General features: G+C 55.5%; 32 protein-coding genes. 1 reads left to right on the forward strand and 31 read right to left on the reverse strand.

Annotated features, from left to right (window positions below):
- Window positions 1-2 precede the first annotated feature (2 nt).
- The 5 genes from QF039_RS25865 to QF039_RS25885 form a co-directional block, all read right to left on the reverse strand.
- Window positions 3-2,006, reverse strand: a complete 2,004-nt coding sequence (locus QF039_RS25865) for an integrase (RefSeq protein ID WP_307521391.1) — start codon at window positions 2,004-2,006, stop codon at window positions 3-5.
- Window positions 1,999-3,516 (reverse strand): site-specific integrase, encoded by a 1,518-nt coding sequence (locus QF039_RS25870; protein WP_307521393.1) that lies wholly within the window; start codon window positions 3,514-3,516, stop codon window positions 1,999-2,001. Before QF039_RS25870 ends, QF039_RS25865 begins: the two co-directional genes overlap by 8 nt.
- Entirely contained in the window at window positions 3,506-4,720 is a 1,215-nt protein-coding gene (locus QF039_RS25875; RefSeq protein ID WP_307521395.1) for a site-specific integrase, read from the reverse strand. Before QF039_RS25875 ends, QF039_RS25870 begins: the two co-directional genes overlap by 11 nt.
- Before the next feature lie 141 nt (window positions 4,721-4,861).
- Window positions 4,862-5,380: a single-stranded DNA-binding protein gene (locus QF039_RS25880; protein ID WP_003210042.1), complete on the reverse strand. Its 519-nt coding sequence runs from the start codon at window positions 5,378-5,380 to the stop codon at window positions 4,862-4,864.
- Window positions 5,381-5,389: 9 nt separating this feature from the next.
- Window positions 5,390-6,784 carry an MFS transporter gene (locus QF039_RS25885; RefSeq protein ID WP_003210044.1) on the reverse strand — a complete coding sequence of 465 codons (1,395 nt, stop codon included), beginning with the start codon at window positions 6,782-6,784 and terminating at the stop codon, window positions 5,390-5,392.
- A 178-nt stretch (window positions 6,785-6,962) separates the two neighbouring features.
- Here QF039_RS25885 and uvrA point away from each other — a divergent pair, with 178 nt between their 5' ends.
- Window positions 6,963-9,797 carry an excinuclease ABC subunit UvrA gene (uvrA, locus tag QF039_RS25890; RefSeq protein ID WP_003210046.1) on the forward strand — a complete coding sequence of 945 codons (2,835 nt, stop codon included), beginning with the start codon at window positions 6,963-6,965 and terminating at the stop codon, window positions 9,795-9,797.
- Window positions 9,798-9,865: 68 nt separating this feature from the next.
- Here uvrA and bfr read toward each other — a convergent pair whose 3' ends face one another.
- The 26 genes from bfr to rplB form a co-directional block, all read right to left on the reverse strand.
- On the reverse strand, window positions 9,866-10,330 hold the full coding sequence (bfr, locus tag QF039_RS25895; RefSeq protein ID WP_003210048.1) for a bacterioferritin: 465 nt from the start codon (window positions 10,328-10,330) through the stop codon (window positions 9,866-9,868).
- 155 nt (window positions 10,331-10,485) lie between these two features.
- On the reverse strand, window positions 10,486-11,934 hold the full coding sequence (locus QF039_RS25900; protein ID WP_008436430.1) for a catalase: 1,449 nt from the start codon (window positions 11,932-11,934) through the stop codon (window positions 10,486-10,488).
- A 247-nt stretch (window positions 11,935-12,181) separates the two neighbouring features.
- Entirely contained in the window at window positions 12,182-12,568 is a 387-nt protein-coding gene (gene rplQ / locus QF039_RS25905; RefSeq protein ID WP_003210053.1) for a 50S ribosomal protein L17, read from the reverse strand.
- A 41-nt stretch (window positions 12,569-12,609) separates the two neighbouring features.
- On the reverse strand, window positions 12,610-13,611 hold the full coding sequence (locus QF039_RS25910; RefSeq protein WP_003176403.1) for a DNA-directed RNA polymerase subunit alpha: 1,002 nt from the start codon (window positions 13,609-13,611) through the stop codon (window positions 12,610-12,612).
- A gap of 22 nt (window positions 13,612-13,633) precedes the next feature.
- Window positions 13,634-14,254: a 30S ribosomal protein S4 gene (gene rpsD, locus QF039_RS25915; RefSeq protein WP_003210056.1), complete on the reverse strand. Its 621-nt coding sequence runs from the start codon at window positions 14,252-14,254 to the stop codon at window positions 13,634-13,636.
- An 18-nt stretch (window positions 14,255-14,272) separates the two neighbouring features.
- Complete coding sequence (rpsK, locus tag QF039_RS25920) at window positions 14,273-14,662, reverse strand: 30S ribosomal protein S11 (RefSeq protein ID WP_002555466.1); 390 nt, start codon at window positions 14,660-14,662, stop codon at window positions 14,273-14,275.
- Window positions 14,663-14,692: 30 nt separating this feature from the next.
- A complete protein-coding gene (rpsM, locus tag QF039_RS25925; protein WP_003210063.1) occupies window positions 14,693-15,049 on the reverse strand; it encodes a 30S ribosomal protein S13 in 357 nt (118 codons plus the stop codon).
- A 129-nt stretch (window positions 15,050-15,178) separates the two neighbouring features.
- On the reverse strand, window positions 15,179-15,295 hold the full coding sequence (gene rpmJ / locus QF039_RS25930; RefSeq protein ID WP_002555468.1) for a 50S ribosomal protein L36: 117 nt from the start codon (window positions 15,293-15,295) through the stop codon (window positions 15,179-15,181).
- 27 nt (window positions 15,296-15,322) lie between these two features.
- A complete protein-coding gene (gene secY / locus QF039_RS25935) occupies window positions 15,323-16,651 on the reverse strand; it encodes a preprotein translocase subunit SecY (RefSeq protein ID WP_003210064.1) in 1,329 nt (442 codons plus the stop codon).
- Complete coding sequence (gene rplO / locus QF039_RS25940) at window positions 16,652-17,089, reverse strand: 50S ribosomal protein L15 (protein WP_003210066.1); 438 nt, start codon at window positions 17,087-17,089, stop codon at window positions 16,652-16,654.
- Window positions 17,090-17,093: 4 nt separating this feature from the next.
- Window positions 17,094-17,270 carry a 50S ribosomal protein L30 gene (gene rpmD, locus QF039_RS25945; protein ID WP_003186033.1) on the reverse strand — a complete coding sequence of 59 codons (177 nt, stop codon included), beginning with the start codon at window positions 17,268-17,270 and terminating at the stop codon, window positions 17,094-17,096.
- A 2-nt stretch (window positions 17,271-17,272) separates the two neighbouring features.
- Complete coding sequence (gene rpsE, locus QF039_RS25950; RefSeq protein ID WP_003186035.1) at window positions 17,273-17,773, reverse strand: 30S ribosomal protein S5; 501 nt, start codon at window positions 17,771-17,773, stop codon at window positions 17,273-17,275.
- Window positions 17,774-17,776: 3 nt separating this feature from the next.
- Complete coding sequence (gene rplR, locus QF039_RS25955) at window positions 17,777-18,127, reverse strand: 50S ribosomal protein L18 (protein WP_003186037.1); 351 nt, start codon at window positions 18,125-18,127, stop codon at window positions 17,777-17,779.
- Window positions 18,128-18,137: 10 nt separating this feature from the next.
- Window positions 18,138-18,671: a 50S ribosomal protein L6 gene (gene rplF / locus QF039_RS25960; RefSeq protein ID WP_003176412.1), complete on the reverse strand. Its 534-nt coding sequence runs from the start codon at window positions 18,669-18,671 to the stop codon at window positions 18,138-18,140.
- Window positions 18,672-18,683: 12 nt separating this feature from the next.
- The gene (gene rpsH / locus QF039_RS25965; protein WP_003186040.1) at window positions 18,684-19,076 is read right to left on the reverse strand and encodes a 30S ribosomal protein S8; all 393 of its coding nucleotides are present in this window, start codon (window positions 19,074-19,076) and stop codon (window positions 18,684-18,686) included.
- 208 nt (window positions 19,077-19,284) lie between these two features.
- The gene (rpsN, locus tag QF039_RS25970; protein WP_003176414.1) at window positions 19,285-19,590 is read right to left on the reverse strand and encodes a 30S ribosomal protein S14; all 306 of its coding nucleotides are present in this window, start codon (window positions 19,588-19,590) and stop codon (window positions 19,285-19,287) included.
- Between the two features lie 13 nt (window positions 19,591-19,603).
- Window positions 19,604-20,143, reverse strand: coding sequence for a 50S ribosomal protein L5 (rplE, locus tag QF039_RS25975; protein WP_003210069.1), 540 nt, complete (start codon window positions 20,141-20,143; stop codon window positions 19,604-19,606).
- Between the two features lie 20 nt (window positions 20,144-20,163).
- Window positions 20,164-20,478: a 50S ribosomal protein L24 gene (gene rplX, locus QF039_RS25980; RefSeq protein WP_007896770.1), complete on the reverse strand. Its 315-nt coding sequence runs from the start codon at window positions 20,476-20,478 to the stop codon at window positions 20,164-20,166.
- An 11-nt stretch (window positions 20,479-20,489) separates the two neighbouring features.
- Window positions 20,490-20,858, reverse strand: a complete 369-nt coding sequence (gene rplN / locus QF039_RS25985; RefSeq protein ID WP_002555479.1) for a 50S ribosomal protein L14 — start codon at window positions 20,856-20,858, stop codon at window positions 20,490-20,492.
- A gap of 23 nt (window positions 20,859-20,881) precedes the next feature.
- Window positions 20,882-21,148 carry a 30S ribosomal protein S17 gene (rpsQ, locus tag QF039_RS25990; protein ID WP_003176419.1) on the reverse strand — a complete coding sequence of 89 codons (267 nt, stop codon included), beginning with the start codon at window positions 21,146-21,148 and terminating at the stop codon, window positions 20,882-20,884.
- A gap of 2 nt (window positions 21,149-21,150) precedes the next feature.
- Entirely contained in the window at window positions 21,151-21,342 is a 192-nt protein-coding gene (gene rpmC, locus QF039_RS25995; RefSeq protein ID WP_002555481.1) for a 50S ribosomal protein L29, read from the reverse strand.
- Complete coding sequence (gene rplP / locus QF039_RS26000) at window positions 21,342-21,755, reverse strand: 50S ribosomal protein L16 (protein WP_003210075.1); 414 nt, start codon at window positions 21,753-21,755, stop codon at window positions 21,342-21,344. Before rplP ends, rpmC begins: the two co-directional genes overlap by 1 nt.
- A 12-nt stretch (window positions 21,756-21,767) precedes the next feature.
- The gene (gene rpsC / locus QF039_RS26005; RefSeq protein ID WP_003176422.1) at window positions 21,768-22,454 is read right to left on the reverse strand and encodes a 30S ribosomal protein S3; all 687 of its coding nucleotides are present in this window, start codon (window positions 22,452-22,454) and stop codon (window positions 21,768-21,770) included.
- A gap of 13 nt (window positions 22,455-22,467) precedes the next feature.
- A complete protein-coding gene (gene rplV, locus QF039_RS26010) occupies window positions 22,468-22,800 on the reverse strand; it encodes a 50S ribosomal protein L22 (RefSeq protein WP_003210077.1) in 333 nt (110 codons plus the stop codon).
- Window positions 22,801-22,813: 13 nt separating this feature from the next.
- A complete protein-coding gene (gene rpsS, locus QF039_RS26015) occupies window positions 22,814-23,089 on the reverse strand; it encodes a 30S ribosomal protein S19 (RefSeq protein ID WP_002555486.1) in 276 nt (91 codons plus the stop codon).
- Between the two features lie 16 nt (window positions 23,090-23,105).
- Window positions 23,106-23,930 carry a 50S ribosomal protein L2 gene (rplB, locus tag QF039_RS26020; protein WP_003210080.1) on the reverse strand — a complete coding sequence of 275 codons (825 nt, stop codon included), beginning with the start codon at window positions 23,928-23,930 and terminating at the stop codon, window positions 23,106-23,108.

Below are 23,930 nucleotides of genomic sequence, written 5' to 3' on the forward strand. Positions count from 1 at the left end.
ATCTAAACTCCCTTCAAAAGCAAACGAACTTCATCGATATCGGGGACCGGTGACTGATTCAGCCCAAGCTCCGATGAGCGCGCAGCGATAGCCCTCTTGAGAGGACTGTGCGCCTGATTATTGCTAAGCCGAATGAGTGAGCCCATCGGCGTCTGAGGCGATACCAGCAAGTCAATAAGTGCGTCCGCTCGTTCCAACGTATTACGTTGGTGTTGCGTCCATCGATCCGAACCATATATACCTTCGGTCGAGGCGACCTTAGCTTTTTCCAACTGCAAATGAATACCGACACGCAGCAGCTTCAAGCGCTCTAGTTTTTCGGCATCGCCCTTAACGCACACTTGCTCCGTACAGTTCAAGCAATCACGATGAAGCTGGCATGGAACCATCGAATAATCGTGGACGCAGAAGCCGAACTCGGTGACATGCGCCACCCCTTCGCCGACAGCCTGCAGATCGCTGAATGTGACCGGCGCGTTAACCTTGATTTTCTCGACAAGCCCTTTGCCGATACCAGCTTCCCGTGCGACCGCCACATACTCAACATCCGCCATATGGTTGTAGACAGGGTTCTGATGAATATTTGCCCTTCCAGACCATTTTGCGATATCTAACTGACCAAGGTCTCCACGTTGGGCTGCTGTATTGAGAAAGTGTCGAATTTGGTGCGAGGTCATGTGTATTGTCGATGCATCAGGATTCCTGTAACCATGCCGCTGCCAAATACTCTTCTTCTTCCGACCAACCACCACCTTCAAATCATCTGTGAACGCATTACTATCTGGAAACCAGAGCAATACGGGGCTCGTATTTAAATCGGTACGAAGTTCATGAGCTCGAAAACAGCAGAGTGCATCCGAGTACTTAACGCCTAAGTCCTTTCTCAACCACGGCCAACCTTTTGGAAGCTGGCTAAGGCAATAGCTGTGCAGAAATGCCAGCGTTACTGGTTTTCCGGCGTTGCGAAGCGCACGGTACGGCTCATAGTTTTTGAAGAACTGCGTGATTGAATTACCTTCGTTCGGTTTCAGCCCTAGCGCCTCCTCAATCTTCCGTAGAGTAAGTGGTTCATTTTCATCAACGTCAGGGCAACATTGATGCCGGTAGAATTTGTCCGGACTCCCCTCGTAGTATCGCGCCAACTGCCGGCCTGATTCGGAGAGAACTGTCAATCGCCTGACCGCCTCTTGGGCTACATCCTTGAATATGGTAGGTATCCATTTGATGTCACATCCGAATCCTTTGCCCGCCCACCATCGAAGCCCCATTCGCTTGACGCCTTGGCTATCCTCCTCATGATGCAAGCAATTGACTGGTAAATCTTGGGCTTCGGCGATCCGCGACGGCGCGCACATCAGAAGACCAAAGATTGAAGAAGTAAAACGGTCCCGAGGATCCTGCGGATCGTTCGCAAAAATCTCCGCCATGTATTCTAGGCACTGATGTGATGGAATCTTCGCAGCTCTCTTTCGCTTTCCTTCTGTGTCAGTCCTATCCAACTCCTTGGGCTTCGGAAACGGATTTCTCCATGTAACGTTCTTATGGATGATGTTCGACTCATTGAGGAACCCAACCAGCCTAACGAGCTGTATCCCAGCTTGATACGAGGTAGCCTTGTATTCCCGGGCAACACACGCCGCAACGTCCAATACGCGAGCGCTAACCAATGTAATATCAGCACGGCCGCACGATTGGAGCAGAGCTTTTTCGATACAGCGAAGTGCCTTTAATTCATTTTTCAGTTTTGTCGGGTTATGCCCTTGTTGGTATCTAAGATAGGCTTTGGCAAATGGCATTATCTCGTTATCCAGAAGGTGCTCGGGCTTAAAACCCCGCGAATTGGCACCAATTACGGTGAAGTTCGCTACGCCAGGCCAATTGTCCGCGTCCCAGTCCAGGTCTTCGCCGAACACCGTCAGCCGGTAGCGGCACATCTCTACGAATTCCGCGAGATTCTTACGGCAGTCGCGCTCGTGTTTCGGTGTGAAAAGCAGTAATTCAGCCACGAGCTGCCTCCTCTTTCATTTTCTTGCAGCGGACAGCAACATCGGTGACGGCAAGAATCAAGCGGTCATTGACCGAAGCAATCTTACGGTCGCTGGTTAAATCTAGGATTCTGGCGCGCTCTTGCAGCAGATGGTCGAGCACACCTTCGTGCGGACCATCGCGCCAAGGCTGGAAGTGGCTGCAGGTGTAGCAGGCGATAGGCGCCAGCGCACCACAAAACCCATAGCTTCCGCAGTTTCCCAGGTTCTCGGTGCCGTTCGAAATGCGGCTCCTAAGGTCGCTGCCACGTCGCGCCTCATCTTCGGTCTTGATTACAACCCCTTGAAATGCTTGCGCGATCGGGGCAAGCTGATATGCGACAGCTTTATCGATTCGCTCTACGATCTCTGGCAAGTTTTTGACATAGACACCGGTGTGCTGTGTATCTGTATGATCAAGTGCTTCTGCGATAACATACTCGCCCTTACCTTCGCGCCCGAGATTAGTGCCTAGGGTATAGCGAAAGCGGTAAGCATTAATCAGAATTGGTGCACCGGTTCGCTCACTGTTTATCGATATCTTTTCTGCGACTTTGGCCATCGTTTTCTGCAGAGCCTCAACTCGCATATGCAGTCTGTCGCTGTCGAGCTGCGCGACAAGCTCTTCAGATTTATTGAAGGCCGCATAATTTGGAAACAAGGGCAACTTATCTCGAAGTTTGGAAGCTACCGTATCCAGCATCTCAAACTCTCGATACACCAGGTCAGCCTGCTGCTGCAGTTGCAGCCAAAGATCTTCCACGATTGGCACTTGCTTGAACGTCTTCCGCCACCCACCATCATTACGTTGTTTCGCCCGCGGTACATTCAAGTAGTACTTATCGTAGAGGCGGTGTAAGTCGCCAACTTTGAGCGCCGTTATTTGAATCGGTCGACGCCCCGTCATCATTACGGTCATTGCAAGCGACATATCCGAAAGCGACAGTTGGCCTGCGTCAAATGATTGAATAGCGCCTGTGAGAACCGCCTCCATTTCGATATCCGTCAGAGGCCCCCGCTCAGGGCACATCGAGCGCACAGGGTTTCCCCGATCTCCACCGGAAAGCCGCCACTTGGATAGAAGGTGGATGGTCTCAGGCGGGATACCTTCATACCCAAGCGAAGCCCATTTTCTGATAAATGCTCGCAGCACAGCTAATGCAGGTTCGCCTTTCCGTCCAAGCAAGGCACGATAGGAGATGATTGACTCTACGCTGAATAGCGGCAGTGCGCTCATCGCAGAAAAATAATGCACAGCCCGATAGTGCAGAGCTTCAACGTACTTCGGTGAGTTACCTTTTGCAAAGAAAGCCAACACATCTCTGTACGACTCGAATATCTGGCATGCCAGAAATTGAGAAGCATTTGAGACCGGAAAGCTAACGTCTTTGCTGAGCTTCCAGCTTGGCGCATTGAATTCGACTTGATAGCCATCCCGCGCAACAAATCGCTTAGCGGCTAAGGTGTGTAGCTCCAACGGATTATTGTTCATTTGGGCTGTCCAATTTCTTGGCCAGCATCTTGCGTTGGAGCGCCAGCATGGATTCGCCCGCTTCTTTCTTGATATGCCTGCGGTTATATATTGCAGCTGTGCCAGACGTGGGCTCCCACCCCATCAGGTACGACCTCAGCTTTTCCTCTCTTGCAACTGGCAAACCTTTTTCGGTGCTCAGGCTTGAAAATGTATAGTTCCAATGATGCCGAAGTTTGTGAGCGTGAATGGTCCCAACTATCACCTTCAAGCCCTCAATAAACTTACTGAAGGCAGAGTTAGACATAGGCGCTCCCTGATACGGGCCCTCCTTGTGAACAACAAAAAGATACCCATGCCTCTTAGCAGCATTGAGCCGGCTGCGGTGTCGCGCGACATATTCATGGATGCGGTTCGCGAGCTCCGCATCAATGGGAAATTGGCGTTCGCGTGTCTTTGCTACCGGCTGGTAACGGCGTATATCTTGCTGTGAATCGGGTCGTCTAACGATCCTCAGGGTGTCCACTGAAAAATCGATATCGTCAACCTTCAGGTTGAGTAGTTCTCCGCGTCGCATCCCGGTAGTACGAAGAATGGCGAACATGAGGGCATTTCGAAATTGGACGGAATAGTCTGTGAACGGATTCTCTTCCGCACCAGGCTTCAGCTTTGTCTCCAAGGCATCCAGAACCGAATCTTCTAGATGTTTGTCGTCTCGTTCACCGCCCATCGTCTTTGTCGTTTGATTAGGACGATTGGCCTTTATCTGGGCCACCATCGCGGCGATTTGCTTCTCGGCGGCTTCTGATGATGGACTGAGTCGTCTAGCAAGAAACTCAAGATACTCTGCAGCTACCGTCATCCGGGCATACTGGCTGCTAGAACTTACTGCCTTTCGCTTATGCGAGAACGGAACAACCTTCCCGCCTGCCTTCTGCCGCCGAGACTCCTGCAGGAAATCTCGAAGCGAATGGACCTCGTTAGCCTTCAAAAGTGCGCCTGTGGAAAATCTCTCCTCGACATCTAAAGCGTAGACATCCTGCCAGGCGTAGAGACATTTGATCGCACTCAGTGCGTTATGGATCGTGTTGACGGCCCGTGCCCCTCCGCGGAGGATCACGGTTACCCAGAGTGCGGGATAGAAGAGAGGCATACCCGCCTCGTCCATCAACATCGCGTGGCGTTCCCCATCATTGCCTGTAAACCTTCTGACCGACAGCGTCATAAAGCCTCCACTCTTAACTTTTTTGCATGGTAGGAGACTTGTGGATGGCGAACAATCGGCTTTTACATTATGCGAAAATGGAAAACCCCCGCAGGGCGGGGGTCTCAGGACAATACTTTACAGTTTGTTCTCAGGTGTAAGTCAGAACGGAATATCGTCATCAAAGCTGTCGAAGTCGGCTGCCGGCTGAGGAGCGGCCTGCTGTGGCGCTGGACGCGACTCACGCTGTGGCTGCTGGGTTGGCTGCGGACGGGACTGCTGCTGTGGACGCGGCGCCGAGTTGGACATGCCGCCCTGGCCCTGTTGGTCGCCCTGTGGACGGCCGCCCAGCAGTTGCATGGTGCCTTGCATGTCGACCACGATTTCGGTGGTGTAACGCTTGATGCCGTCTTTTTCCCACTCGCGGGTTTGCAGTTTGCCTTCGATGTAGACCTGCGAACCTTTGCGCAGGTATTCACCGGCGATCTCTGCAACCTTGCCGAACATCGACACACGGTGCCATTCGGTTTTCTCGACCTTCTGGCCGGTTTGCTTGTCGGTCCACTGTTCGCTGGTCGCCAGACTCAGGTTGGTCACGGCGTTACCGTTCGGCAAGTAGCGAACTTCGGGATCCTGGCCGCATGTACCGACCAATATGACTTTGTTAACCCCACGGGCCATAACGTTCTCCTAGGCTGGGCGCGCTGTCGGCACTGGGTTGACCAGTTGCTCGAGCGTCGCGCGATCCAATAATTCGGTGTCCAATTTGATGTAGATGGCGGCTTCTTCAGTAACAACCACAGCATCCGTAACCCCAACAACGGCCTTAAGGCGCTCGACCAGACCGGCTTCGCGGATCGCTTCGGGCGATAACGGCAAGCGCAGGCTCGTCACATAGGGAGGTTCGCGCATGGTAACAGCAAAGGCTAGCCAGAGGGCAGCCAGACCTGCGCATCCCAGGAACACAACCGACAAACCGCCATGCTGGAACATCCAGCCGCCCATGATCCCGCCCAGTGCAGAACCGAGGAACTGGCTGGTGGAATACACGCCCATCGCCGTGCCTTTGCCGCCGGCCGGTGAAACCTTACTGATCAGCGAAGGCAGTGAAGCCTCCAGCAGGTTGAACGCGGTGAAGAACACCACCGTGCCGATCACCAGCGCCCGCAGGCTGTCGCCGAACTGCCAGAAGAATAGCTCAGTGAGCATCAATGTCGCGACGGCGCCCAGCAGAACTCGTTTCATTTTGCGTTTCTTCTCGCCATAGATGATGAACGGGATCATGGCGAAGAACGAAATCAGCAGCGCGGTCAGGTACACCCACCAGTGCTGCTCCTTGGGCAGCCCGGCTTTTTGCACCAGAGCCAGGGGCAAGGCGACGAAGCTGCACATCAGCATTGCGTGTAATACGAAGATACCCAAATCCAGGCGCAACAAGTCCGGGTGCTTGAGTGTCGGCAGCAATGCCTGCTTGGCGACGCCCGACTCACGGTGCTGCAACGGCCCCGTGGAATGCGGAACCATGAAGGCGACAATCACGATGCCGAACAGCGCCATGCCACCGGTGGCCAGGAACAGACCGTGCAAGCCGAACGCGCGGGTCAGCAGCGGGCCGACTACCATCGCCACGGCGAACGAAAGACCGATGGTCATGCCGATCATGGCCATGGCCTTGGTACGGTGTTGTTCGCGGGTCAGGTCGGAGAGCAGTGCCATGACGGCGGCGGAAATCGCGCCGGCGCCTTGCAGGACGCGTCCGGCGATCACGCCCCAGATAGAGTCGGCATTGGCCGCAAGCACACTGCCCAGGGCGAAGACGATCAGGCCGAGGTAGATCACCGGCCGGCGGCCGATGCGGTCGGAAATGACGCCGAACGGAATCTGAAACAGCGCCTGGGTCAGGCCATAGGCGCCAATCGCCAGGCCGATCAGGGCCGGGGTCGCTCCTGCGAGATCCATTCCATAGGTCGCCAGCACCGGCAACACCATAAACATGCCAAGCATACGGAATGCGAACACCAGGGCCAGACCGCTTGCTGCGCGGGTCTCGCTGCCACTCATGCGTTCGCTGTGGGGATCGTGCATGGATAAACCTCGTGTGAACCGGCGGCGATTCTACCAGTCCCATCGATTGAGAGGGTATATGCGGCGCTTTGCCGCGCAGCTTTCATGTAAGGCTGCACCCGGCACTTTGACAGTGTATATTCATCCAGTCTTTAGCCGTATACTCCTGCATTATTTACGCCCGCCGTGCGAGGCCATCTTGGACAAGATCCTGATTCGTGGGGCTCGAACCCACAACCTGAAGAACATCGACCTGACCCTGCCACGGGACAAACTGATCGTCATCACCGGCTTGTCCGGGTCCGGCAAGTCGTCCCTGGCGTTTGACACGCTGTACGCCGAAGGCCAGCGCCGCTATGTGGAATCCCTGTCGGCCTATGCCCGCCAGTTCCTGTCGATGATGGAAAAGCCCGACGTCGACACCATTGAAGGCCTGTCGCCTGCGATTTCCATCGAACAGAAATCCACCTCCCACAACCCGCGTTCCACCGTGGGCACCATCACCGAGATCTACGACTACCTGCGCCTGCTGTATGCCCGCGTGGGTATTCCCCGCTGCCCGGACCACGACATTCCCCTGGAAGCCCAGACCGTCAGCCAGATGGTCGACCTGGTGCTGGCCCAGCCGGAGGGCGCCAAGCTGATGCTGCTGGCACCGGTGATTCGCGAGCGCAAGGGTGAACACCTTTCGGTCTTTGAAGAACTGCGTGCCCAGGGTTTCGTGCGTGCCCGCATCAACGGCAAGCTCTACGAGCTGGACGAAGCGCCGAAGCTGGATAAACAGAAAAAGCACTCGATTGATGTGGTCGTCGACCGCTTCAAGGTGCGTGCCGACTTGCAGCAGCGCCTGGCGGAGTCTTTCGAGACCGCGCTGAAGCTGGCAGACGGCATTGCCCTGGTGGCGCCGATGGACGATGAACCCGGGGAAGAAATCATCTTCTCCGCGCGCTTCGCCTGCCCGATCTGCGGCCATGCCATCAGCGAGCTGGAACCGAAGCTGTTTTCCTTCAACAACCCGGCCGGCGCTTGCCCGACCTGTGATGGCCTGGGGGTTAAGCAATTCTTCGACATCAAGCGCCTGGTCAACGGTGACCTCACACTGGCGGAGGGTGCGATACGTGGCTGGGACAGGCGTAACGTCTATTACTTCCAGATGCTGGGTTCGTTGGCTTCGCACTACAAGTTCAGCCTGGAAGTGCCGTTCAACGAACTGCCGGCCGAACAGCAGAAATTCATCCTGCATGGCAGCGGTTCACAGAACGTCGACTTCAAGTATTTGAACGACCGTGGCGATATCGTCAAACGCTCGCACCCGTTCGAAGGCATCGTGCCGAACCTGGAGCGGCGCTACCGCGAGACAGAGTCCGCCAGCGTGCGCGAGGAGCTGGCCAAGTTCCTCAGCACCCAGCCTTGCCCGGATTGCCGTGGCACACGCCTGCGCCGTGAGGCGCGGCATGTGTGGGTTGGCGAGAAGACCCTGCCGGCAGTGACCAACCTGCCGATTGGCGATGCCTGCGAATACTTCGGCACGCTGAAACTGACGGGCCGCCGCGGGGAAATTGCCGACAAGATCCTCAAGGAGATTCGTGAACGGCTGCAGTTCCTGGTCAACGTGGGCCTGGACTACCTGTCGCTGGACCGCAGTGCCGACACGCTTTCCGGCGGTGAAGCCCAGCGGATTCGCTTGGCCAGCCAGATCGGTGCCGGCCTGGTGGGCGTGTTGTACATCCTCGATGAACCGTCGATTGGTTTGCATCAACGGGACAACGACCGTTTGCTGGGCACGCTGAAGCACCTGCGGGACATCGGCAATACGGTGATCGTGGTCGAGCACGATGAAGACGCGATTCGCCTGGCCGATTATGTGGTCGATATCGGGCCGGGAGCGGGTGTTCACGGTGGGCATATTGTCGCCGAGGGCACGCCGGCTGAAGTGATGGCGCATCCTGACTCGCTGACCGGTAAGTACCTGTCGGGTCGCGTGAAGATCGCCGTGCCGGCCAAACGCACCCCGCGCAACAAGAAGATGGCACTGCACCTCAAGGGCGCGCGTGGCAACAACCTGCGCAATGTAGACCTGGAGATCCCGCTGGGCCTGCTGACCTGTGTGACCGGTGTATCCGGTTCGGGCAAATCAACGCTGATCAACAACACGCTGTTCCCGTTGAGTGCCACTGCACTGAACGGCGCGACCACCCTGGAAGCCGCCGCTCACGACAGCATCAAGGGCCTGGAACACCTGGACAAGGTGGTCGATATCGACCAAAGCCCGATTGGCCGCACACCGCGCTCCAACCCGGCGACCTACACCGGGCTGTTCACGCCGATTCGCGAGCTGTTCGCCGGCGTGCCGGAATCGCGCTCCCGTGGCTACGGGCCTGGCCGGTTCTCGTTCAACGTCAAGGGCGGCCGCTGCGAAGCGTGCCAGGGCGATGGCTTGATCAAGGTGGAGATGCACTTCCTGCCGGACATCTACGTGCCGTGCGACGTGTGCAAGAGCAAGCGCTACAACCGCGAAACCCTGGAGATCAAGTACAAGGGCAAGAGCATCCACGAAACCCTCGAGATGACGATCGAGGAAGCGCGGGTGTTCTTCGACGCGGTACCGGCCCTGGCGCGCAAGCTGCAGACACTGATGGATGTTGGCCTGTCGTACATCAAGCTGGGTCAGTCGGCGACGACGCTGTCGGGTGGCGAGGCCCAGCGGGTCAAGCTGTCTCGCGAGCTGTCCAAGCGTGATACCGGCAAGACGCTGTACATCCTCGACGAGCCGACCACAGGCCTGCACTTCGCGGATATCCAGCAATTGCTGGATGTGCTGCATCGCCTGCGTGACCACGGCAACACGGTGGTAGTGATCGAGCACAATCTGGATGTGATCAAGACCGCCGACTGGCTGGTGGACCTGGGGCCGGAAGGCGGTTCCAAAGGTGGGCAGATCATTGCGGTCGGCACACCGGAGCAAGTCTCGGAGATGAAGCAGTCTCACACCGGCTTCTACCTCAAGCCTCTGCTGGCTCGCGACAAGGACTGATTGTTCAGCCCCACGAAAAAGCCCCTGTCACCGTGTAAGTGACAGGGGCTTTTTAGTAGCTGGAGGAATCAGAACTGCGATTGCAGGTAATTCTCCAGGCCAATCAGCTTGATCAGGCCCAACTGCTTTTCCAGCCAGTAGGTGTGATCCTCTTCGGTGTCATTCAACTGCACCCGCAGGATTTCCCGCGTGACGTAGTCGTTGTGCTGCTCGCAGAGCTCAATGCCCTTGCAGAGCGCGGCACGGACCTTGTACTCAAGGCGCAAGTCGCTGGCGAGCATCTCAGGCACCGTGGTGCCGGTATCCAGGTCGTCGGGACGCATACGGGGCGTGCCTTCGAGCATCAGGATACGGCGCATCAGTGCGTCGGCGTGCTGTGCCTCTTCTTCCATTTCATGGTTGATACGCTCGTAGAGCTCGGTAAAGCCCCAGTCTTCGTACATCCGCGAGTGAATGAAATATTGGTCACGAGCTGCCAGTTCGCCCGTCAGCAACGTGTTGAGGTAATCGATTACGTCGGGGTGACCTTGCATCGCCCTACATCTCCCTGCTTGAAAGTCTGTAGTTTGAACCATGATGACCCGGAGGTCACGGGACCAACGGCAGAAAAGTGAAGATTTCCGGTGAAAAGTAGCTTAAATAACGCAAAAACCGCCCAAATGAGGGCGGTTCTGCTTATCGTTTAGAGTCAGTTAAGCGATACACCCAGTGCAGATGCGATCCCTTCTCCATAAGCCGGGTCGGCCTTGAAGAAGTACTGCAACTGGCGCTGCACCACGTCGCTGGAAACACCCGCCATTGCGCCGGCGATATTGTTGATCAGCAGGGCTTTCTGCTCATCGTTCATCAGGCGGAACAGCGCACCGGCATGGCTGTAGTAGTCGGTATCTTCGCGGTGATCGTAACGATCAGCCGCACCGCTCAGGGCCAAGGCTGGCTCGGCATACTGAGGAGCCTGCTTCGGCGCATCGGCGTAGCTGTTTGGCTCGTAATTGGGGGCCGCACCACCATTGGAGCCGAATGCCATCGAACCATCACGCTGGTAGCTGTTGACTGGGCTGCGTGGCGCATTCACCGGCAGTTGCTGGTGATTGGTACCTACGCGGTAGCGATGGGCATCGGCGTAAGCGAACACGCGCCCTTGCAGCATGCGGTCTGGCGACAGGCCAACACCCGGGACCATGTTGCTTGGACCGAAAGCCGCCTGTTCAACTTCAGCGAAGTAGTTCAGCGGGTTGCGGTTCAGTTCCAGCTCACCCACTTCGATCAGCGGGAACTCTTTCTGCGACCAGGTCTTGGTCACGTCGAACGGGTTTTCGTAGTGAGCGTTGGCCTGGGCCTCAGTCATGATCTGAATGCACACGCGCCATTTCGGGAAGTCACCACGCTCAATAGCACCGAACAGATCGCGCTGAGCGTAATCAGGGTCGGTACCCGCCAGGCGTGCAGCGTCAGCCGGCGCCAGGTTCTTGATACCTTGCTTGGTCTTGTAGTGCCACTTCACCCAGTGACGCTCGCCTTTGGCGTTAATCAAGCTGTAGGTGTGACTGCCGAAGCCGTGCATGTGACGGTAGCCATCCGGGATGCCACGGTCCGAAAACAGGATGGTGACCTGGTGCAGCGCCTCAGGGGAGTGCGACCAGAAGTCCCACATCATCTGTGCACTTTTCAGGTTGCTTTGCGGCAGGCGCTTTTGGGTGTGGATAAAGTCGGGAAACTTCAGCGGGTCGCGGATGAAGAACACCGGGGTGTTGTTACCAACGATGTCCCAGTTGCCTTCTTCGGTGTAGAACTTCAACGCGAAACCACGCGGGTCGCGCTCAGTATCAGCCGAACCACGCTCGCCACCCACCGTGGAGAAGCGCAGGAAAGTCGGAGTTTGCTTGCCCACAGAATCGAAGAGCTTGGCGCTGGTGTACTGCGTGATGTCTTGAGTGACGGTGAAGGTACCGTAAGCGCCCGAGCCTTTGGCGTGTACACGACGCTCAGGAATGTTTTCACGGTTGAAGTGAGCGAGCTTCTCGATCAGGTGAAAGTCGTCGAGCAGCAGCGGGCCGCGTGGGCCGGCGGAACGGGAATTCTGGTTATCCGCGACAGGTGCGCCGCTGGCGGTAGTAAGGGTTTTATTCTGGCTCATGCTCAATCTTCCTCAGGTCAGTCTCGGAACTGCCGGCTAATCGGCTTGGAGCGATTATTGATCAGGAAGATGACACCATCAAATTTATTAAATCATACCCACCGATAGAAATTAACTAACGATCCATCCGAACGGATATCAGAAGTAGCTGCACGGGCTGAACGTGTATTCGCTCGAGGTAATTCCAGTTTTCAACGCGCACAAAAAACCGGGCACTAGGCCCGGTTCTTCGTTACAGACTGACGTCTTACTCAGCGGATACAGCTTCACCGCCAACTGGACGATCGATCAGCTCAACGTACGCCATAGGCGCGTTGTCACCAGCGCGGAAACCGCACTTGAGGATGCGCAGGTAGCCACCCTCACGGGTAGCGTAACGCTTGCCCAGGTCGTTGAAGAGCTTACCAACGATAGCTTTCGAACGAGTACGGTCGAAAGCCAGACGGCGGTTAGCCAGGCTGTCTGTCTTGGCCAAAGTAATCAGCGGCTCAGCAACGCGACGCAGTTCTTTAGCTTTCGGCAGTGTAGTTTTGATCAGCTCGTGCTCGAACAGCGACACCGCCATGTTCTGGAACATAGCCTTACGGTGCGAGCTGGTACGGCTCAGGTGACGACCACTTTTACGATGACGCATGGTTCATTCCTTACCAAACTCACGTTCGGTGATTACGACGATCAGGCAGTCGCCTTGTCGTCCTTCTTAAGACTTGCAGGCGGCCAGTTGTCGAGGCGCATGCCGAGGGACAGACCGCGGGAGGCCAGAACGTCCTTGATTTCAGTCAAGGATTTCTTGCCCAGGTTCGGAGTCTTCAACAGTTCTACTTCGGTGCGCTGAATCAGATCACCGATGTAGTAAATGTTTTCCGCCTTAAGGCAGTTAGCCGAACGTACAGTCAGTTCCAGATCGTCAACCGGGCGAAGCAGGATCGGATCGATCTCGTCTTCCTGCTCGATTACCACTGGTTCGCTGTCACCCTTGAGGTCGACGAACGCAGCCAACTGCTGTTGCAGAATGGTTGCAGCGCGGCGGATAGCCTCTTCAGGATCCAGAGTACCGTTGGTTTCCAGATCAATAACCAGCTTGTCCAGGTTAGTACGCTGTTCGACACGGGCGTTTTCCACCACGTATGCGATACGGCGAACCGGGCTGAACGAAGAGTCGAGCTGCAAGCGACCAATGCTGCGGCTTTCGTCTTCATCGCTCTGACGCGAGTCGGCCGGTTCATAACCACGACCACGAGCTACGGTGAGCTTCATGTTCAGGGCGCCGTTAGACGCCAGGTTAGCGATTACGTGATCGGGATTAACGATCTCGACATCATGATCCAGCTGAATATCGGCAGCGGTAACCACCCCCGAACCCTTCTTCGACAAGGTCAGCGTAACTTCGTCACGGCCGTGCAGCTTGATAGCCAGACCTTTAAGGTTCAACAGGATTTCAATTACGTCTTCCTGTACACCTTCGATGGCGCTGTACTCGTGGAGCACACCGTCAATCTCGGCCTCGACTACTGCACAGCCGGGCATTGAGGACAACAGGATGCGGCGCAGCGCGTTGCCCAGGGTGTGGCCAAAACCACGCTCGAGAGGCTCGAGAGTGATCTTGGCGCGGGTTGGACTGACAACCTGCACATCAATGTGACGGGGTGTCAGGAACTCATTTACCGAAATCTGCATGGATGCACCTATTTTCTAGCCCTTACTTGGAGTAGAGCTCGACAATCAGGCTTTCGTTGATGTCGGCGGACAGATCACTGCGAGCAGGAACGTTCTTGAAAACGCCCGACTTCTTCTCAGTGTCTACTTCTACCCATTCTACGCGGCCACGTTGGGCACACAGATCGAGAGCTTGGACAATGCGAAGTTGATTTTTTGCTTTCTCGCGAATCGCGACCACGTCACCAGCACGAACCTGGTACGACGGGACGTTAACGGTTTGGCCGTTTACGCTGACGGATTTGTGCGATACCAGCTGACGGGATTCGGCACGAGTCGAACCAAAGCCCATACGGTATACAACGTTGTCCAGACGGCATTCGAGCAGTTGCAGCAGGTTTTCACCGGTTGCACCTTTCTTGCCAGCAGCTTCTTTGTAGTAGCCGCTGAACTGACGCTCGAGAACGCCGTAGATACGACGGACCTTCTGCTTTTCACGCAGTTGGGTGCCGTAGTCGGACTGGCGACCGCGGCGTTGGCCGTGGATACCAGGTGCTGCTTCAATGTTGCACTTCGATTCGATCGCGCGCACGCCGCTCTTCAGAAAGAGATCGGTGCCTTCACGACGAGCGAGTTTGCATTTTGGACCAATGTAACGAGCCATTCTTTACAATCTCCTGGATTACACGCGGCGCTTCTTCGGCGGACGGCACCCGTTGTGCGGGATTGGCGTCACGTCGGTGATGCTGGCGATCTTATAGCCACAGCCGTTCAATGCACGGACAGCAGACTCACGACCTGGACCTGGACCTTTGACGTTGACGTCGAGGTTTTTCAGGCCATATTCCAGCGCAGCTTGACCAGCACGTTCAGCAGCTACTTGAGCAGCAAACGGGGTGGACTTGCGGGAACCGCGGAAACCCGAACCACCGGAGGTAGCCCAAGAAAGCGCGTTACCTTGACGGTCGGTGATGGTCACGATTGTGTTGTTAAAAGATGCATGGATGTGGGCGATGCCATCAACCACTGTCTTTTTAACTTTTTTACGAGGACGAGCAGCAGGTTTTGCCATGATTAATTTCCTGTCGATTCGCGTGGGCGATTACTTGCGGATCGGCTTACGCGGACCTTTACGGGTACGCGCGTTAGTCTTGGTACGCTGACCGCGTACTGGAAGACCACGACGATGACGCAGACCACGGTAGCAACCGAGGTCCATCAAACGCTTGATTTTCATGTTGATTTCGCGACGCAGGTCACCTTCAGTGGTGAACTTCGCCACTTCGCCACGCAACAGCTCAATCTGCTCGTCGCTCAGATCCTTGATCTTTGCGGCTGGGTTTACCCCAGTATCTGCGCAAATTTTCTGCGCAGTAGTGCGACCAACACCATAGATGTAGGTCAGCGAGATAACAGTGTGCTTGTTATCTGGAATGTTAACGCCTGCAATACGGGCCATTCAGTGGGACTCCAATTGACAGCTACCTACGCCCCGGAAGCCAAGAAATAGGGCGCGAGATAATATCGCTGTAATAACAAATAATCAACCCGGCAGCGCACTAGCTGCCGGGCTTCAAGCGGATCACACTCAGCCTTGGCGCTGTTTGTGACGCGGTTCCGCGCTGCAAATTACTCGAACAACACCTTCGCGGCGAATAATCTTGCAGTTACGGCACAGCTTTTTCACCGATGCACGAACTTTCATCACCAACTCCTCGAACCTTATGGGTACTCAGCGCAACATGCCGCTGCCGTAACCCTTCAGGTTGGCTTTCTTCATCAGGGATTCGTACTGGTGCGAAACGAGGTGCGATTGTACTTGGGACATGAAGTCCATCACAACCACGACGACGATCAGCAACGAGGTCCCGCCAAGGTAGAACGGAACGTTTGCTGCAACCACCAGGAACTGGGGCAACAGGCAGACGGCCGTCATATATAGAGCACCGAACATGGTCAAGCGAGTCAGAACGCCATCAATGTAGCGCGCAGACTGCTCACCTGGACGAATACCCGGAATAAAGGCACCGGACTTCTTCAGGTTTTCCGCTACGTCTTTCGGATTGAACATCAACGCCGTATAGAAGAAGCAGAAGAAAATAATCCCTGCACTAAACAGCAGAATATTCAACGGCTGACCAGGAGCGATCGACTGCGAGATGTCCTGCAACCAGCCCATACCTTCAGACTGACCGAACCAGGCACCCAACGAAGCCGGAAACAGCAAAATGCTGCTCGCGAAAATGGCAGGAATAACCCCGGCCATGTTCACTTTCAGCGGCAGGTGGCTGGTCTGCGCGGCAAAGACCTTGCGGCCCTGCTGACGCTTGGCGTAGTGAACAGCAATACGACGCTGGCCACGCTCAATGAACACCACAAAACCGATAATCGCTACTGCCAACAAACCGATGGCAACCAGGGCGAAGATATTGATATCACCCTGACGTGCAGACTCGAAAGACTGCCCAATCGCTCTCGGAAGACCGGCAACGATACCTGCGAAAATCAACATCGAGATACCGTTACCAACACCACGCTCAGTAATCTGCTCACCCAGCCACATCATGAACATCGCACCAGCCACAAATGTGGATACCGCGACGAAATGGAAGCCAAAGTCACCAGTGAACGCAACACCCTGCCCGGCCAGGCCAACGGACATGCCGATAGCCTGGACCAGGGCGAGGATGACAGTGCCGTAGCGGGTGTACTGGCTTATCTTGCGACGGCCAGCTTCACCTTCCTTCTTCAACTGCTCCAACTGCGGACTGACGGCGGTCATCAGTTGCATGATGATCGATGCCGAGATGTACGGCATGATCCCCAGTGCAAAGATGCTCATCCGTTCCAGCGCGCCGCCGGAAAACATGTTGAACAAGCTAAGAATGGTCCCCTCATTCTGTCGAAACAGGTCTGCGAGTCGGTCCGGGTTGATACCTGGAACCGGGATGTGTGCGCCTATTCGGTAGACGATAATCGCCAGGAACAGAAAACGCAGACGAGCCCAAAGTTCAGACATACCGCCTTTGCCGAGCGCTGAGAGAGCACCTTGCTTAGCCATTTATTCCTCGAACTTGCCGCCAGCTGCTTCGATAGCCGAACGCGCACCTTTGGTGGCGCCGATTCCCTTGCCGATAGTGACAGCGCGAGTCACTTCACCGGACAGCATGATTTTCACACGCTGTACGTTGACGTTGATCACGTTGGCATCTTTCAGGGTCTGCACGGTAACGATGTCGCCTTCCACTTTGGCCAGCTCGGACAGACGCACTTCTGCGCGGTCCATGGCTTTCAGGGAAACGAAACCGAACTTCGGCAGGCGACGATGCAGCGGCTGTTGACCGCCTTCAAAGCCTGGAGCGATGGTGCCACCGGAGCGGGAGGACTGACCTTTGTGGCCACGGCCACCGGTCTTGCCCAAACCACTACCGATACCACGGCCCGGACGATGCTTTTCGCGACGGGAACCCGGCGCTGGACTCAGATCATTGAGTTTCATCGAATTAACCCTCGACACGCAGCATGTAGTAAGCCTTGTTGATCATCCCGCGATTCTCGGGAGTATCAAGTACTTCTACAGTGTGACCGATGCGACGCAGACCCAAACCCTTAACGCACAATTTGTGGTTAGGGATGCGGCCGGTCATGCTTTTGATCAGCGTTACTTTAACGGTAGCCATGATCAGAAGATCTCCTTGACGCTTTTGCCACGCTTGGCGGCAATGGATTCAGGAGACTGCATTGCTTTCAAACCCTTGAAAGTGGCGTGAACCACGTTTACCGGGTTAGTCGAGCCGTAGCACTTGGCCAGAACGTTCTGAACGCCAGCAACTTCGAGGACAGCACGCATAGCGCCGCCAGCGATGATACCGGTACCTTCAGAGGCAGGCTGCATGTACACCTTCGAAGCGCCGTGAGCGGACTTCATTGCGTACTGCAGAGTGGTGCCGTTCAGATCAACTTGGATCATGTTGCGACGAGCAGCTTCCATTGCCTTCTGGATCGCAGCAGGCACTTCACGTGACTTGCCACGGCCGAAGCCAACGCGCCCTTTACCATCACCTACCACGGTCAACGCGGTGAAAGTGAAGATACGGCCGCCTTTAACGGTTTTGGCTACGCGGTTAACTTGAACCAGCTTCTCAATGTAGCCTTCGTCGCGCTTTTGGTCGTTATTTGACATAACTTAGAACTCCAGCCCAGCTTCACGAGCAGCATCAGCCAGCGCTTTCACGCGGCCGTGGTACTTGAAGCCAGAGCGGTCGAAAGCCACTTGCGAGACGCCGGCGGCCTTAGCACGCGTAGCGACCAGCTGGCCAACCTTAGTGGCCGCGTCGATGTTGCCAGTGGCACCATCACGCAGTTCTTTATCCAAAGTCGAGGCGCTTGCCAGGACTTTGTTGCCGTCGGCCGAGATGACCTGGGCGTAGATGTGCTGCGACGAGCGGAACACGCAGAGACGCACGACTTCGAGTTCGTGCATTTTCAGGCGTGCTTTGCGAGCGCGACGCAGTCGAGTAACTTTTTTGTCGGTCATTTGCTATGCCCTACTTCTTCTTGGCTTCTTTACGACGGACGACTTCGTCCGCGTAGCGCACACCTTTGCCTTTGTACGGCTCTGGTGGACGGAAGTCGCGGATCTCAGCGGCCACCTGACCTACCAGCTGCTTATCAATACCCTTGATCAGGATATCGGTTTGGCTAGGGGTCTCAGCGGTGATGCCTTCCGGCAGTTCGTAATCCACTGGGTGCGAGAAGCCAAGGGCCAGGTTCAGAACCGTGCCTTTTGCTTGCGCTTTGTAACCAACACCGACCAGCTGGAGCTTGCGCTCGAAGCCTTGGCTTACGCCTTGGACCATGTTGTTTACCAACGCACGAGTGGTACCGGCCATTGCGCGAGTTTGTTGATCGCCATTGCGAGCAGCGAAACGCAGCTCACCAGCTTCTTCAACGATCTCAACGGACGAATGGATGTTCAGTTCCAGAGTGCCCTTGGCACCCTTCACCGAAAGCTGTTGGCCTGCGAATTTTACTTCGACACCGGCTGGCAGCTTAACGGGGTTCTTAGCGACGCGTGACATGCTTATCCCCCCTTAGAACACAGTGCAAAGAACTTCGCCGCCGACACCGGCAGCGCGCGCAGCACGATCCGTCATCACACCTTTGTTGGTGGAGACGATAGACACACCGAGACCGCCACGAACTTTTGGCAGATCATCAACGGACTTGTACTGACGCAGGCCTGGACGGCTAACGCGCTTCACTTCTTCGATGACCGGACGGCCTTCGAAGTACTTCAGCTCGATGGACAGCAGTGGTTTGATTTCGCTGCTGATCTGATAACCCGCAATGTAGCCTTCGTCTTTCAGGACTTTGGCAACAGCAACCTTCAACGTGGAAGATGGCATGCTTACGACGGACTTTTCAGCCATCTGGGCATTACGGATACGAGTTAGCATGTCCGCTAACGGGTCCTGCATACTCATGGCTAGACGCTCCTAATACAAAAAAATTAGCCTTGCGGCCATTACGTGTCGCCGAGAATCTCCGAGCACAAAACACACGGGCTCAGGCGAGCCGCGTATTTTAGACACACTCCGGAAATGAAACAAGCCCCAAAAGGGGCTTGTTCCAGATTCTAGGCCACCGGCGGTCAGTATCTTGCGATCCTGGCCACCGAGACTTCGAACGTACTTACCAGCTGGCTTTAACCAGACCTGGTACGTCACCACGCATTGCCGCTTCACGCAGTTTGTTACGGCCGAGGCCGAACTTGCGGTAAACGCCGTGTGGACGACCGGTCAGGCGGCAGCGGTTACGCATGCGCGAAGCGCTTGCGTCACGTGGCTGCTTCTGCAGAGCAACTGTAGCTTCCCAACGCGCTTCTGGACTTGCGTTCAGATCAACGATGATTGCTTTCAGTGCTGCACGCTTCTTGGCGTACTTGGCAACCGTGAGCTGACGCTTCAGCTCGCGGTTTTTCATGCTCATCTTGGCCATGGTCCTACTCCAATCAGTTGCGGAACGGGAATTTGAACGCACGCAGCAGAGCGCGGCCTTCATCATCGTTCTTGGCAGTGGTGGTCAGGGTGATGTCCAGACCGCGGAGAGCATCGATCTTGTCGTAGTCGATTTCCGGGAAGATGATCTGCTCTTTAACGCCCATGCTGTAGTTACCACGACCATCGAAGGACTTGGCATTCAGGCCGCGGAAGTCGCGGACCCGAGGCAGGGAGATCGACAGCAGACGATCCAGGAATTCGTACATACGCTCACGGCGCAGAGTCACTTTGACGCCGATCGGCCATCCTTCACGGACTTTAAAGCCAGCGATGGATTTGCGAGCGTAGGTCACAACGACTTTTTGGCCGGTGATCTTTTCCAGGTCAGCAACAGCGTGCTCGATGACTTTTTTGTCGCCGATCGCTTCGCCCAGACCCATGTTCAGGGTGATTTTGGTAACGCGCGGAACTTCCATCACGTTCGAAAGCTTAAGTTCTTCCTTAAGTTTCGGTGCGATTTCCTTCCGGTAAATCTCTTTTAGTCGTGCCATGGTCTTCTACCTAGCAGTGTTCAAGCATCAACCGCTTTTTGGGTCGACTTGAAGACACGAATTTTCTTACCGTCTTCTACTTTGAAACCAACGCGGTCAGCCTTGTTGGTTTCGCCGTTGAAGATGGCGACGTTAGAAGCGTGCAGTGGCGCTTCTTTCTCGACGATACCGCCTTGTACGCCCGACATCGGGTTAGGCTTGGTATGACGCTTGACCAGGTTCAGACCACCAACGACCAGACGGTCATCAGCAAGAACCTTCAGCACCTTACCGCGCTTACCTTTGTCTTTGCCGGCGATCACGATGATCTCGTCGTCACGACGAATCTTTTGCATGTCGGATCTCCTTACAGCACTTCTGGGGCGAGCGAGACGATCTTCATGAACTTCTCAGTACGAAGTTCACGGGTCACTGGCCCAAAGATACGGGTGCCGATCGGCTCTTGCTTGTTGTTCAGAAGAACAGCAGCGTTGCCATCAAAGCGGATAATGGAGCCATCTGCACGGCGTACGCCGTGACGAGTGCGGACTACAACAGCAGTCATCACTTGGCCTTTTTTCACTTTACCGCGAGGAATTGCTTCCTTCACGGTAACTTTGATGATGTCACCGATACCAGCGTAACGACGATGGGAGCCACCCAGCACCTTGATGCACATAACGCGGCGTGCGCCGCTGTTATCGGCCACATCGAGCATGGATTGAGTCTGAATCATATAATTTCTCCGACCCCTAGTCCTTAGACTTCCACAGCGCGTTCGAGAACATCAACCAGGGCCCAAGACTTGGTCTTGGCCAACGGACGAGTTTCACGAATAGTGACTTTGTCGCCGATGTGGCACTGGTTGGTTTCGTCGTGCGCGTGCAGCTTAGTCGAACGCTTAACGTATTTACCGTAGATCGGGTGCTTAACGCGACGCTCGATCAAAACGGTGATGGTTTTGTCCATCTTGTCGCTGACAACACGGCCAGTCAGCGTACGGACAGTCTTTTCGGCTTCAGCCATGATCACTTACCTGCCTGCTGGTTGAGCACAGTCTTCACGCGAGCAATGTCACGCTTAACTTGCGAGAGCAGATGAGACTGCCCCAACTGGCCAGTTGCTTTCTGCATACGCAGATTGAACTGGTCGCGCAGCAGGCCGAGCAGTTGCTCGTTCAGCTGCTGTGCGGATTTTTCACGAAGTTCATTCGCTTTCATCACATCACCGTCCGTTTAACAAAGGAGGTGGCGAGCGGCAGCTTTGCAGCAGCCAGGGCGAAAGCCTCACGCGCCAGCTCTTCAGTAACACCCTCGATTTCATACAGGACTTTGCCTGGCTGAATCTGGGCAACCCAATATTCCACGTTACCCTTACCTTTACCCATCCGAACTTCGAGGGGCTTTTTGGAGATAGGCTTGTCCGGGAATACACGGATCCAGATCTTGCCGCCACGTTTAACGTGACGGGTCAGTGCACGACGCGCTGACTCGATCTGACGAGCGGTGAGACGACCACGAGCTACAGACTTCAGCGCATATTCGCCGAAGCTGACTTTGCTACCGCGCTGAGCCAGACCACGGTTGTGGCCTGTCATCTGCTTGCGGAACTTCGTACGCTTTGGTTGCAACATTTGGCGTACCCCTTACTTAGCAGCTTTTTTACGAGGCGCTGGTGCTTGTGGTTTCAGTTCTTCTTGGCGACCACCAATTACTTCGCCTTTGAAGATCCAAACCTTTACACCGATCACACCGTAGGTGGTGTGAGCTTCGTAGTTGGCATAGTCGATGTCGGCACGCAGGGTGTGCAGTGGCACACGACCTTCGCGATACCATTCAGTACGTGCGATTTCAGCACCGCCGAGACGACCGCTCACTTGGATTTTGATGCCTTTGGCACCAATGCGCATGGCGTTCTGTACTGCGCGCTTCATAGCGCGACGGAACATTACGCGACGCTCCAGCTGCTGAGCTACGCTCTGCGCAACCAGCATACCGTCGAGCTCCGGCTTGCGGATCTCTTCGATATTGATGTGCACAGGCACACCCATTTGCTTGGTCAGGTCCTGACGCAGTTTCTCAACATCTTCACCTTTCTTCCCGATAACGATACCTGGACGAGCGGTGTGGATGGTGATACGTGCAGTTTGAGCAGGACGATGGATATCGATACGGCTCACGGACGCGCTTTTTAGTTTGTCTTGGAGATACTCACGCACCTTCAGATCAGCGAACAAGTAGTCCGCATAAGTCCGACCGTCTGCGTACCAGACGGAGGTGTGCTCCTTGACGATTCCCAGGCGAATGCCAATGGGATGTACTTTCTGACCCATCTCTTCGACTCCGTTACTTGTCAGCAACCTTGACAGTGATATGGCAAGACCGCTTGACGATGCGATCAGCTCGGCCTTTGGCACGAGGCATGATGCGCTTCAGCGAACGCCCTTCGTTGACGAAAACGGTGCTGACCTTCAGGTCATCAACGTCTGCGCCTTCGTTGTGCTCGGCGTTGGCTACGGCCGACTCCAGCACTTTCTTGATGATCTCGGCGGCTTTCTTACTGCTGAAAGCCAACAGGTTGAGCGCTTCGCCCACCTTCTTCCCGCGGATCTGGTCGGCGACCAAGCGGGCTTTCTGGGCGGAGATTCGAGCGCCCGACAACTTAGCGGCTACTTCCATCGTTCCTTACCCCTTAACGCTTGGCTTTCTTGTCTGCCACGTGCCCACGATATGTGCGGGTACCGGCAAACTCGCCTAGTTTGTGGCCGACCATGTCTTCGTTCACGAGAACTGGAACATGTTGACGACCGTTATGCACTGCAATGGTCAGACCGACCATTTGTGGCAGGATCATCGAACGACGCGACCAGGTTTTCACCGGTTTGCGATCGTTCTTTTCCGCCGCCACTTCGATCTTCTTCAGTAGGTGAAGATCAATAAAAGGACCTTTTTTCAGAGAACGTGGCACTGTCGTATCCCTCTATTTACTTGCGACGACGGACGATCATTTTGTCGGTACGCTTATTACCACGAGTCTTCGCGCCCTTAGTCGGGAAGCCCCATGGCGATACCGGATGACGACCACCAGAGGTACGACCTTCACCACCACCGTGTGGGTGGTCAACCGGGTTCATGGCAACACCACGAACGGTTGGGCGAACGCCACGCCAGCGTTTGGCACCAGCTTTACCCAGCGAACGCAGGCTGTGCTCGGAGTTCGAGACTTCGCCCAGGGTCGCACGGCATTCAGCCAATACTTTACGCATTTCACCAGAGCGCAGACGCAGGGTCACGTAGACACCTTCACGAGCGATCAGCTGAGCCGAAGCACCAGCGGAACGAGCGATTTGCGCGCCTTTACCCGGCTTCAATTCGATGCCGTGTACGGTGCTACCAACTGGAATGTTGCGCAGTTGCAGAGCGTTGCCCGGCTTGATCGGTGCCAAAGCACCTGCGATCAGCTGGTCACCAGCACTCACGCCTTTAGGGGCGATGATGTAGCGACGCTCGCCATCTGCGTACAGCAGCAGAGCGATGTGAGCAGTACGGTTTGGATCGTATTCGATACGCTCGACAGTGGCAGCGATGCCATCTTTGTCGTTGCGACGGAAGTCGACCAGACGATAATGCTGCTTATGGCCACCACCGATGTGACGAGTGGTAATACGACCATTGTTGTTACGACCACCAGTCTTCGATTTCTTCTCGAGCAGCGGTGCGTGAGGAGCGCCTTTATGCAGCTCCTGGTTGACCACCTTGACCACAAAACGGCGGCCAGGGGAAGTCGGTTTGCATTTAACGATTGCCAT

Source organism: Pseudomonas sp. W2I6 (genome assembly GCF_030815935.1).
In the GTDB taxonomy this organism is placed as follows: domain Bacteria; phylum Pseudomonadota; class Gammaproteobacteria; order Pseudomonadales; family Pseudomonadaceae; genus Aquipseudomonas.